The organism is Neisseria sp. Marseille-Q1983 (assembly GCF_018224585.1).
Classification (GTDB): Bacteria; Pseudomonadota; Gammaproteobacteria; order Burkholderiales; family Neisseriaceae; genus Neisseria; species Neisseria polysaccharea.
This window is the reverse complement of record NZ_JAGTUI010000025.1, coordinates 1-10,294: the sequence shown is the minus strand read 5'-3', so window position 1 is coordinate 10,294 and position 10,294 is coordinate 1. Positions and strand designations below refer to the sequence as shown.

Sequence of the window (10,294 nt, the reverse complement as noted above, 5' to 3'; positions counted from 1 at the left end):
TTTCTCCGCAACTGACCAAAGCCGATGCGGAACAAATCGCGCAACTGGGCATCAAAACCGTCATCTGCAACCGCCCCGACCGCGAAGAAGAATCGCAACCCGACTTCGCCCAAATCAAACAGTGGCTGGAACAAGCAGGCGTTACCGGATTTCATCACCAACCCGTTACCGCCCGCGACATCCAAAAACACGATGTCGAAACCTTCCGACAACTCATCGGACAAGCCGAATATCCCGTCCTTGCCTATTGCCGGACCGGTACGCGCTGCTCGTTGCTGTGGGGCTTCCGTCGGGCGGCAGAAGGTATGCCGGTTGACGAAATCATCCGCCGCGCCCAAGCGGCAGGCGTAAATTTGGAAAACTTCCGCAGCCGTTTGGAAGAAGCAGCGATCAAACCATAAAACCGACCGATACAAAAATGCCGTCTGAAAGGCTTTCAGACGGCATTCGTTCAAACGTCAAACTTTATTGCGCCTTGGTTTCGGTTACAAAACCGATTTTGGTAATCCCTGCCTGACGGGCGGCCTCCAACGCTTTGTTTACATAAACGTATTCCACCGCCTTGTCTGCCGCAATTGCCACAATCACGTTTTCATTCTGCTCCTTGGCGGCTTTCAGACGGCTTTCCACTTCCCCGATTTCCACTTTGCTTGCAGAATCTCCGCCGACATAATAACCACCGTTTGCATCAATCGTCAGGCGCAAGGGATCTTTAGGCTGTTTATCCTGCTTGTTTGCCTGCTCGGACGCGGTCGGCAATTCCAAAGGAATGGAATGCGTCAGTACCGGCATGGTAATCATAAATACAATCAGCAAAACCAGCATCACGTCCACCAACGGCGTAACGTTGATATCGGACATCGGCGAGTCATCGCCGGAATTCATCGAACCGAATGCCATTTCATTAATCCTTTTGGTTCAACAGGCGGACATGCAAATCATGCGCCATCGCATCCAAATCCTGAGTCAGCGTCTTCGCACCGCGGTTGAGGAAGTTGTACGCCAACACAGCAGGAATCGCCACAAACAGACCCGCCGCAGTAGAAACCAATGCCTCGCCGATCGGACCGGCAACCGCCGCAATACTCATCTGTCCGCTTTGTCCGATATTGATCAGGGCATGGTAAATCCCCCAAACCGTACCAAACAGACCGATAAACGGTGCGGTCGCACCGATGGAGGCAAGCGCGGTCATACCATAATCAAAGCGACGCATAATCTGAGCCATACTGTTGCGGATTTGAATGACCAAATACTCATTCAACGGCAGTGCCTGAGCCAATTTGGAAGCTTCATTTTGACGGTAGTTGCGGTACGACTGCAATGCCTCTTGCACCAGTTTGGACAGGGGAGCGTCAACGGCACGCACTTTTTCAAGCGCATCGTTCAAAGACAAAGTATTGCTCATATGCTGCTTAACAACCGTATTGCCTTTGCGAGCCTGATACAGCTTAATGCTGCGTAAGACAATCAGACACCATGTTACGATACTCATCAGCAACATCAACACAAACACACCGATCAGGACGACATCGCCTGATTCAAACACTAATTTCAAATCCATAATGATTCCAAAACTGATAAAAACAAATCAAAAATCCAAGCTGCCGCAAACTGCCGCGACAACAGCCTAATTCAATTCAAATTTAACGGGGACTTTAAACTCCGTCCAAGCATTGGCTTGAAAATGCCCGTTTTGCGCCGCCTTGCGTGCTGCATTGTCCAAACGGGAAAAACCGCTGCTTTTCACCACTTTGACGGACTCGACATGACCGCCCGGAGATACCATCACACTCAGGACAACCGTACCCTGTTCATCGTTTTCCATAGAAAGCGTAGGATAAGGCGGTCGCGGAATACTGCCGTTGGCACGCAGGGGATTGCCTTTACTGCTGCCGGCACCTGTTCCGCCGCCGCTGCCGCCGGTTCCTTCCCCATGCTCGCCTTTGGCTCCGCCGCTGCCTTTACCGCTGCCTTCTCCGCGCCCCGTTCCGTCACCTTTGGTACCGGTTCCCTTACCTTCTCCCCCGCCGTGCTCGCTGCCGGCTTTGGCGGAAGTATTGCCGGGATATTCGGCAGGTTTTTCAGACGGCTTCTCTACCGTTTTCTCAACCGGTTTGGGAGTCGGCTTCACTTCCGGCTTAGGCTCGGGCTTCGGTTTTTCTTCAGGCTTCGGCTTTTCCTTGGGCTGCCGGATATCCGCATCCGCCTTTTTTGTAACCACCGGCTTCAAAACCGGTTTGGGCGGCTCGACAGGTTTGGGCGGTTCGGGTTCGGGTTGCGGCTCGGGCGCGGCAGGCGCACCTGCGCCCTCGGGCGTACCGTCCCCTCCGCCAAAGTCGCCCAAATCGACAAATTCGATAACATTTCCGGACTCGGTCACAGGCAGCTTATGCGCCTGCCAGAGCAATGCCACCATTGCCAAATGCAGCAGTGCGACGGAAAACACGACTGCGGGGGTTAAAATTCGTTCTTTATCCATAATTCGGGCATAATAATAGCAACAATTCCTATTTGCAACCTATTTTTATCATTCGCCTTTATATGAATACTGTTTTTATATTCACAAAATCCATATTGAAACAATATATTATGATAAATTCTCAGATGCCTGCGGACAAATGGGGCGGCTCTGCCTGTTTTCCCGTTCCAACAAAATCGGGTTAAATGATATATTGCCGCCTTTATCCGGCAGCCAGTTGCGGCTGCGTACCAACCTTTATAAAGGAAAATTATGTTTCGGAACTTTGACTTGGGCGTGTTCCTGCTTGCCGTCCTGCCCGTACTGCTCGCCATTACCGTCAGGGAGGTGGTGCGCGGCTATACGGCGCGCTACTGGGGAGACAACACTGCCGAACAATACGGCAGGCTGACACTGAACCCCCTGCCCCATATCGATCCGGTCGGCACAATCATCGTGCCGCTGCTTACTTTGATGTTTACGCCCTTCCTGTTCGGCTGGGCGCGTCCTATCCCTATCGATTCGCGCAACTTCCGCAACCCGCGCCTTGCATGGCGTTGCGTTGCCGCGTCCGGCCCGCTGTCGAATCTGGCGATGGCTGTTCTGTGGGGCGTGGTTTTGGTGCTGACTCCGTATGTCGGCGAGGCGTATCAGATGCCGCTGGCTCAAATGGCAAACTACGGTATTCTGATCAATGCGATTCTGTTCGCGCTCAACATCATCCCCATCCTGCCTTGGGACGGCGGCATCTTCATCGACACCTTCCTGCCGGCGAAATATTCGCAAGCGTTCCGCAAAATCGAACCTTATGGGACGTGGATTATCCTGCTGCTTATGCTGACGGGCGTATTGGGTGCGTTTATTGCACCGATTGTGCGGCTGGTGATTGCGTTTGTGCAGATGTTCGTCTGACTGGCTTTCAGACGGCATAAACGTTCCAAAAAACGCGGCAGGACATATTGCCCTGCCGCTTTTTTTTGGTTTTACAATGCCCTGTCGAAATAAAGCGGCACGCCCGATTTTTCACTCATACCGATTAAATAACCCATCGTTTTCCGAGGGAACGCTATTCCGCGCACCACGGTCAGATTCCTCAAAACGGGAAAAACCAAAATATCCTCCATACCGATTCCGCCGTTGATGCCGTCTGAAGTACCGTCCATCAGATTCTCCAACTCTTGCAAATCTGCGTTTATCCGTTCGAGGTATTGGGCGGTTTTGTTCAAATTGGTGGAGAAGCTGCCGATGCTTTTCTCTTTTTTGTCCGTGAAATATTTAACCGCTTCGGCAGTAGCGAACTCGGGCAGCCCGATTTTGATTACGCGCGGCTGCACCAGTTTGTTGTTGTATCCGTCCACCTTGTCCAGCCACGCCTGTATCTCGGGGCGGACTTCGTCTTTCAGACGGCCTTCGCGGTCGAAATGGCGCACAATGTCCAAACTCTCGCCCATAAACGAACCGTCCTCTTTTTGCAGGACGGGTACTTGTTTCGCACCGATCATACCGATCGGCGTTGCCTCGTCGTCGTTTGCCAGCACGGCTTCTTCAACGTCCGCGCCCAACAGCCCCGCCGCCATCCGCGCACGCACGCAAAACGGGCAATGGTCGTAAATATACAGTTTCATCAAAATATTCCTCGTCAACCTGTCGGTACCGGCTACCTTAACACCCCGCGCCGCCTGGAACAAGTTTATAGTGGATTAAATTTAAATCAGGACAAGGCGACGAAGCCGCAGACAGTACAGATAGTACGGCAAGGCGAGGCAACGCCGTACTGGTTTAAATTTAATCCACTATATCTTCCCGCCTATGCACCGTAAATCAATAAGCTGTTACAATAAACTCGTTTTTAGCGGAACGAAAAGACACCATCATGACCGCCATCAGCCCGATTCAAGACACGCAAAGCGCGACTCTGCAAGAATTGCGCGAATGGTTCGACAGCTACTGCGCCGCGCTGCCGGACAACGATAAAAAACTTGTCTTAGCCGCCCGTTCGCTGGCGGAAGCACATTACCCCGCCGATGCCGCCACGCCGTATGGCGAGCCGTTGTCCGACCACTTCCTCGGCTCGATGCAAATCGTCAGCGAACTCGACCTCTTGCCTGATGCCGTTGCCGCTACGATTTTGTCCGACATCGGCAAATACGTTCCCACTTGGCACGAATTGGTTTCCGAACGCTGCAACAGCACCGTCGCCGAGCTGGTCAAAGGTGTGGACGAAGTGCAGAAGCTCACCCACTTCGCCCGTGTGGACAGCCTTGCCACGCCGGAAGAACGCGCCCGGCAAGCCGAAATTATGCGGAAAATGCTGCTGGCGATGGTTACCGACATCCGCGTCGTGTTGATCAAACTGGCGATGCGTACGCGCACCCTGCAATTTTTAAGCAACGCCCCCGACAGCCCCGAAAAACGCGCCGTCGCCAAAGAAACCCTCGACATCTTCGCCCCGCTCGCCAACCGTTTGGGCGTGTGGCAGCTCAAATGGCAGCTCGAAGATTTGGGCTTCCGCCATCAAGAACCCGAAAAATACCGCGAAATTGCCCTGCTTTTGGACGAAAAACGCACCGAACGCCTCGAATACATCGAAAACTTCCTCAATATCCTGCGTACGGAACTCAAAAAATACAATATCCACTTTGAAGTCGCCGGCCGTCCGAAACACATCTACTCCATTTACAAAAAAATGGTGAAGAAAAAACTCAGCTTCGACGGTCTGTTCGACATCCGCGCCGTGCGGATTCTGGTTGATACCGTCCCCGAGTGTTACACCACGCTGGGCATCGTCCACAGCCTCTGGCAGCCCATCCCCGGCGAGTTCGACGACTATATCGCCAACCCCAAAGGCAACGGCTATAAAAGTTTGCACACCGTCATTGTCGGCCCGGAAGACAAAGGCGTGGAAGTACAAATCCGCACCTTCGATATGCACCAATTCAACGAATTCGGTGTCGCCGCCCACTGGCGTTACAAAGAGGGCGGCAAAGGCGATTCCGCCTACGAACAGAAAATCGCCTGGTTACGCCAACTTTTGGACTGGCGCGAAAACATGGCGGAAAGCGGCAAGGAAGACCTCGCCGCCGCTTTCAAAACCGAGCTTTTCAACGACACGATTTATGTTTTGACCCCGCACGGCAAAGTCCTCTCCCTGCCCACGGGCGCGACCCCCATCGACTTCGCCTACGCCCTGCACAGCAGCATCGGCGACCGCTGCCGGGGGGCGAAAGTCGAAGGGCAAATCGTGCCGCTGTCCACCCCGCTTGAAAACGGACAGCGCGTCGAAATCATTACCGCCAAAGAAGGGCATCCTTCCGTCAACTGGCTCTACGAAGGCTGGGTCAAATCCGGCAAGGCAATCGGCAAAATCCGCGCCTACATCCGCCAGCAAAACGCCGACACCGTGCGCGAAGAAGGCCGCGTCCAGCTCGACAAACAGCTTGCCAAACTCACGCCCAAGCCCAACCTGCAAGAGCTTGCCGAAAACCTCGGCTACAAAAAACCCGAAGACCTCTACACCGCCGTCGGACAAGGCGAAATTTCCAACCGCGCCATCCAAAAAGCCTGCGGCACGCTGAACGAACCGCCACCCGTGCCCGTCAGCGAAACCACCATCGTCAAACAGTCCAAAATCAAAAAAGGCGGCAAAAACGGCGTACTCATCGATGGCGAAGACGGTTTGATGACCACGCTTGCCAAATGCTGCAAACCCGCGCCGCCCGACGATATTGTCGGCTTCGTTACCCGCGAGCGCGGCATTTCCGTCCACCGCAAAACCTGCCCCTCTTTCCGACACCTCGCCGAACACGCACCTGAAAAAGTGCTGGACGCAAGTTGGGCGGCGTTGCAGGAAGGACAAGTGTTCGCCGTCGATATCGAAATCCGCGCCCAAGACCGCTCCGGGCTTTTGCGCGACGTATCCGACGCACTCGCCCGCCACAAACTCAACGTTACCGCCGTGCAAACCCAGTCCCGCGACTTGGAAGCCAGTATGCGGTTCACGCTCGAAGTCAAACAGGTCAACGACCTCCCGCGCGTCCTCGCCGGCCTCGGCGATGTCAAAGGTGTATTGAGCGTTACCCGGCTTTAAATACAAAAATGCCGTCTGAAAGCCGTATAACGCTTCAGACGGCATTTTGATTGCCGGTTTTTTTTAGCCTGACCAACATTTTCCGTCAGTTCCCATACGAACCAAAACCTTCATAAGTACAATCATTTTTTTGTGCAATACCAAATAACGTAGTTTCAATAGCTAAAATGTTTTCAAGGGAAGGGATGATATTGACGGAACAATAGCAAGTCCACATCCCTCCGAATTCATCTTGTTCAATACTGATTTGAAAATCTTGCCGATAAGAAATGATTTGACTTTCTATTGATTGCAGATTCTTTTGAGAACCATCTATAAAAAACTCTATTATCATCGATTTTGTCAAATCAAACCCTAGTTCTTGATATTGTTTCAGTACATCTGAAGTAGATTTTTTGTCAATTATCATTTAATAGCAACTCATCAAACCATACGTCTTCATAACCGTTTTCCCCAATTAAAAAACGGTAACCGGGCGGAAGTGTCAAAAAGGGGATGATTTCGGGTCGCCATATTTGCAAATGGAAAGTATGCAAGGGCAGGAAAAAATTTTTATTATAGAGAAGTTTTCACCGGCCCAGATATACCAACCGTTAGTATCACCTTTGGGACGGTGCCTTAACCCGTTAATCGGATACAGGTTTGCCTGTTTGACATTTTCAGCAACACCGATTTTTGAAACATCGGAAACAGGATATATTTCTGTATTATATTTTTTACAAATTATTATTTGTTCATTTTTTATTCCCATTACTCAGTTTCCTTTTCTGTTCTTTTGAATATTGGCTTAATCTCCCTCCTTGTTTTGCAGAACAAGTCGGACATTGCGATTGTACTGATTCAATTGCCACGGTTTCATCTTGCTTCGTCTTTGGCAAGGATACGGGCAATAATTTTTCATCCGTCTGCCGTTTTGACTAAAACACCGACGTATAAGGGACGGAGATAGGATTTTTGAAGAACTCAGCTCCCAGTATCCTGTTCCATTCATCAGAATGCCGTCTGAAAAGCCCAAACTTGTTTCAGACGGCATCGGATTGCCGAATTTTCATCCGGCCTGTCAGACAGTACTCGCACGATTTATATCTAAATAATCAATACCCGCTTCATCGAATTTCGTTTCCAATTCTTCTATCAAATGAGTATCTAGAAAAAGCCTCTCTTGATGAGTAATCGGCAATAACCAGAAAAATCGGACATTATCCATATATTCCAACTCTTGCCCATAAGGATAAGGCAGAGAAATCAGAAAATGCTGAAAGGATGATTGCTCAACCCACGGTCTGCCGATATTGACCGTTTTTCCTAATTGAAATCGATCGGGATAATGCATACTTGCCGATGCCAGCATTGCCAAGGTCTCAATATGTTCGGGCGTTTCAAACGGGCTGACGATAAAAAACTCCTGCCCTAAAAATGGACCTATTCCAGAGCTGACATAAACCCAGGGCTCATCTTCATGATTAGGAATCACTTGGAAAACTTGGAAATCGGGAAGTTCTTCAACAACCCTTCCTAAAGTCCAAGTAAATCCTTTAATATCATGATGTTTCCAAAATTTTTGCAAGTGAGATAAAACAGTTTGGTTATAGTCCATGCTTTTTAGCCTGTTTTCAAAGGTCGCCTGAAGAAGGTATTTACCAAACAAACGGTTTCCTATTCATATCCGAAAGGTTGCCAACTTCATTATCCAACAAGAACTGCTCAAAAGCATTCCAACCTTTCTTTTCTACCAATTCGGCTTCCTGTTTATACAACGGGACAAGCAAAGGGAAAACGATATTGTAGTGTTCGCCATAACAGACCTGAAAATCATCGTCGAAATAAAATGGGGCGGAAACATACAGTGCATCCATTTTGCTACCTTCGATAATTACCCTGGGTAATTGAATAATTTCACCTCTTAAAATAGGTTGTCTATTGTCAATCAAATATTCAGCCACTCCTGATAGAAAAGCTGCAATATTTTCTTTATTCCATTCTTCAGAACAGGTAAAAATTAATTCAAACCTACTCTTATAGTTCAAGTCATATCGATTCAAGCCTAAAGTAGAAAAAGTAGTTACCCCTTTATATGGTTGTGATGGGAAGACGGAAACGCTGAGATGATAACGTCGATCCAAGCATTTTATACCGCTTTCGATTTCACCCAAATAATGCTCTAAATGTTCAACTACAATCACTTTTCTTAAACCTTTCATCCCTATTCCGGCAAGGCATAGGCTGTTTTGGGCTCCAATACCGACTTTTTTATTGACGGAAATGCCGTCTGAAAAATAAAGCGGCATCTTGATTTTGCCGTCTAAGGACTTTGCATCCATTCTTCTTTGCTGATTCCAAATTCAAACTCCGCCTGTTCAAATGCCGAATCTAATGTTTCGTGATAAGTATCCGTTTGTTCCTGACCAGCCTCATTCAAATAAAACAAATAAAATCCTTGGTCATCTTCATATTGAACAATACTTAAAGCAACAGGTTTGGGAAGTATCCCCATCGGGGTACGATGAATCGTTCTAATAGGAAAATCTTTATTTCCATCTAAGATGACTTTGAATAATTCTTTTACACTCATCATTCTTCAATCCCGAATAATTGTTACCGCACTATTTTCTATTACACGTCCATTAGGTTTGTCATATGATTCAAAATGACCATGATGCGTAGATGAATTTGTTTCATGATAACCATATCGTACCTGCCGCATTCCATCTTGTGATACATATCGACCATTTGGATATGACTTATAGTTTTCCCCTAGCCATTTCTCAGCCGCATTTAAAAAATTAGATTCAGATACAGTTCCTGCATGGTATTCGGGAGCTCTTTTGGGAGGACAAGAATTATGAACCCAAACCCCTTCCGTTTCCGCCTGACTGCCCTTGACGAAGTAAGTATGCCAGTCGGCAATGGTCAGATTGTAGGCTTTGAGCAGTTCTTGTTTAACGGTAACGCTTTGAACGGTCTGCTCTGCACCGCTTTCGGATAACAGCCTGATTCCTGCTTTCAAATCTTCCGCCTTAATCCATTTGCCGTCCGAATAAAACGGGTGGATGCGGTTGGAAATCAGGGTTTGGCTGTTGCCGATGCCGTCTGAAAGCCGAATACCGCTTCAGACGGCATTTTGATTGTTGGGTTTTTAATCAGAGCTTTGTTTGATAATTTGTTATTTTGAATAAAATACAGGTTCTGTCGAGCTGATAACTTCTATTACAGAATCGCTAAAAAAGAAAATATAAGCCTTATAATATTTCTTTTCAAAAAAACCAAAACTTTCTTCTTTCAACCAGTCCATATAACTGTCATCTATTATCTCGAAAAAATAATTTGCAGTAGGATTCCCATCCGAATTATTTTCTGTTTTATTTTCGAATAAATATTCTGAAAATTTTACTTTATAAGATTCATCCGTTATTTGAAAATGAATTATATCGTCAATAAATATTTCAATATTTAATTCATAATTTCGGTCGGATGCCAAAATGTTCACATCTTGTTCGGTAACACAAATTTTGTCTACGTAAAATCTGCGATTATTGTTAGAAAATTGTAATGGTTTAATCTTCATAATCGTTTTCCATATCTAATTTTTGTTTTCTTATTGCCCTGCTGGATTTCTAAAGTAGGCCTACCATCCGTACTGTCCATTCTCACATTTACTTTCCTACCATCGGCTAACTCACCGATTAATTTTGGGGCTGTACTAGATTAGCAGATATGTTACCCTCGAAATATGAAGATAACACACT

Annotated in this window: 13 protein-coding genes and 3 pseudogenes; 4 read left to right on the top strand and 12 right to left on the bottom strand. The window is 48.0% G+C overall.

Annotated features, from left to right (window positions below):
- A partial coding sequence (locus KEM39_RS07125; RefSeq protein ID WP_211709764.1) for a TIGR01244 family sulfur transferase occupies positions 1-401 on the top strand: 401 nt, incomplete at its 5' end.
- 64 nt (positions 402-465) lie between these two features.
- On the opposite strand, the gene KEM39_RS07120 is transcribed toward KEM39_RS07125, so the two are convergent.
- The 3 genes from KEM39_RS07120 to KEM39_RS07110 all read right to left on the bottom strand — a co-directional run bounded on the left by KEM39_RS07120 (position 466) and on the right by KEM39_RS07110 (position 2,482).
- Positions 466-900, bottom strand: coding sequence for an ExbD/TolR family protein (locus KEM39_RS07120; RefSeq protein WP_118997625.1), 435 nt, complete (start codon positions 898-900; stop codon positions 466-468).
- A 4-nt stretch (positions 901-904) separates the two neighbouring features.
- Positions 905-1,564 carry a MotA/TolQ/ExbB proton channel family protein gene (locus tag KEM39_RS07115; RefSeq protein ID WP_025457567.1) on the bottom strand — a complete coding sequence of 220 codons (660 nt, stop codon included), beginning with the start codon at positions 1,562-1,564 and terminating at the stop codon, positions 905-907.
- Between the two features lie 66 nt (positions 1,565-1,630).
- Positions 1,631-2,482 (bottom strand): energy transducer TonB, encoded by an 852-nt coding sequence (locus KEM39_RS07110; protein WP_118997626.1) that lies wholly within the window; start codon positions 2,480-2,482, stop codon positions 1,631-1,633.
- Positions 2,483-2,734: 252 nt separating this feature from the next.
- On the opposite strand from KEM39_RS07110, the gene KEM39_RS07105 reads away from it, so the two are divergent.
- Positions 2,735-3,373: a site-2 protease family protein gene (locus tag KEM39_RS07105; protein ID WP_118997627.1), complete on the top strand. Its 639-nt coding sequence runs from the start codon at positions 2,735-2,737 to the stop codon at positions 3,371-3,373.
- Between the two features lie 71 nt (positions 3,374-3,444).
- Here the strand turns inward: KEM39_RS07105 and KEM39_RS07100 are convergent, their stop codons facing one another.
- Positions 3,445-4,086, bottom strand: coding sequence for a GrxB family glutaredoxin (locus KEM39_RS07100; RefSeq protein WP_029609205.1), 642 nt, complete (start codon positions 4,084-4,086; stop codon positions 3,445-3,447).
- A gap of 66 nt (positions 4,087-4,152) precedes the next feature.
- Here KEM39_RS07100 and KEM39_RS07095 point away from each other — a divergent pair.
- Both KEM39_RS07095 and KEM39_RS07090 read left to right on the top strand, forming a co-directional pair.
- Positions 4,153-4,263, top strand: a pseudogene (locus KEM39_RS07095) (IS5/IS1182 family transposase); the annotation flags it as partial.
- Positions 4,264-4,334: 71 nt separating this feature from the next.
- Entirely contained in the window at positions 4,335-6,548 is a 2,214-nt protein-coding gene (locus KEM39_RS07090) for a RelA/SpoT family protein (protein WP_118997628.1), read from the top strand.
- An 85-nt stretch (positions 6,549-6,633) separates the two neighbouring features.
- Here KEM39_RS07090 and KEM39_RS07085 read toward each other — a convergent pair whose 3' ends face one another.
- From KEM39_RS07085 to KEM39_RS07050, 8 genes and pseudogenes are all read right to left on the bottom strand, one after another.
- Positions 6,634-6,957, bottom strand: coding sequence for a ribonuclease E inhibitor RraB (locus tag KEM39_RS07085; protein ID WP_118997629.1), 324 nt, complete (start codon positions 6,955-6,957; stop codon positions 6,634-6,636).
- A pseudogene (locus KEM39_RS07080) lies at positions 6,947-7,299 on the bottom strand (hypothetical protein). The gene KEM39_RS07085 and the pseudogene KEM39_RS07080 overlap by 11 nt, the downstream one beginning before the upstream one ends.
- A 36-nt stretch (positions 7,300-7,335) precedes the next feature.
- On the bottom strand, positions 7,336-7,581 hold the full coding sequence (locus KEM39_RS07075; protein WP_192886325.1) for a hypothetical protein: 246 nt from the start codon (positions 7,579-7,581) through the stop codon (positions 7,336-7,338).
- Positions 7,582-7,608: 27 nt separating this feature from the next.
- Positions 7,609-8,145 carry a suppressor of fused domain protein gene (locus tag KEM39_RS07070; protein ID WP_118997674.1) on the bottom strand — a complete coding sequence of 179 codons (537 nt, stop codon included), beginning with the start codon at positions 8,143-8,145 and terminating at the stop codon, positions 7,609-7,611.
- A gap of 40 nt (positions 8,146-8,185) precedes the next feature.
- A complete protein-coding gene (locus tag KEM39_RS07065; protein ID WP_039863801.1) occupies positions 8,186-8,731 on the bottom strand; it encodes a suppressor of fused domain protein in 546 nt (181 codons plus the stop codon).
- Positions 8,732-8,850: 119 nt separating this feature from the next.
- Positions 8,851-9,123 carry a hypothetical protein gene (locus KEM39_RS07060; RefSeq protein ID WP_118997630.1) on the bottom strand — a complete coding sequence of 91 codons (273 nt, stop codon included), beginning with the start codon at positions 9,121-9,123 and terminating at the stop codon, positions 8,851-8,853.
- Between the two features lie 3 nt (positions 9,124-9,126).
- Positions 9,127-9,651 (bottom strand): annotated as a pseudogene (locus KEM39_RS07055) (polymorphic toxin-type HINT domain-containing protein); the annotation flags it as partial.
- Positions 9,652-9,711: 60 nt separating this feature from the next.
- Complete coding sequence (locus KEM39_RS07050; RefSeq protein ID WP_118997631.1) at positions 9,712-10,113, bottom strand: hypothetical protein; 402 nt, start codon at positions 10,111-10,113, stop codon at positions 9,712-9,714.
- Positions 10,114-10,294 lie beyond the last annotated feature (181 nt).

Coding starts and splice junctions, on each gene's coding strand:
- KEM39_RS07120 (WP_118997625.1), bottom strand. CDS start 900: ATGGCATTCGGTTCGATGAATTCCGGCGATGACTCGCCGATGTCCGAT.
- KEM39_RS07115 (WP_025457567.1), bottom strand. CDS start 1,564: ATGGATTTGAAATTAGTGTTTGAATCAGGCGATGTCGTCCTGATCGGT.
- KEM39_RS07110 (WP_118997626.1), bottom strand. CDS start 2,482: ATGGATAAAGAACGAATTTTAACCCCCGCAGTCGTGTTTTCCGTCGCA.
- KEM39_RS07105 (WP_118997627.1), top strand. CDS start 2,735: ATGTTTCGGAACTTTGACTTGGGCGTGTTCCTGCTTGCCGTCCTGCCC.
- KEM39_RS07100 (WP_029609205.1), bottom strand. CDS start 4,086: ATGAAACTGTATATTTACGACCATTGCCCGTTTTGCGTGCGTGCGCGG.
- KEM39_RS07090 (WP_118997628.1), top strand. CDS start 4,335: ATGACCGCCATCAGCCCGATTCAAGACACGCAAAGCGCGACTCTGCAA.
- KEM39_RS07085 (WP_118997629.1), bottom strand. CDS start 6,957: ATGATAATTGACAAAAAATCTACTTCAGATGTACTGAAACAATATCAA.
- KEM39_RS07075 (WP_192886325.1), bottom strand. CDS start 7,581: ATGCCGTCTGAAACAAGTTTGGGCTTTTCAGACGGCATTCTGATGAAT.
- KEM39_RS07070 (WP_118997674.1), bottom strand. CDS start 8,145: ATGGACTATAACCAAACTGTTTTATCTCACTTGCAAAAATTTTGGAAA.
- KEM39_RS07060 (WP_118997630.1), bottom strand. CDS start 9,123: ATGATGAGTGTAAAAGAATTATTCAAAGTCATCTTAGATGGAAATAAA.
- KEM39_RS07050 (WP_118997631.1), bottom strand. CDS start 10,113: ATGAAGATTAAACCATTACAATTTTCTAACAATAATCGCAGATTTTAC.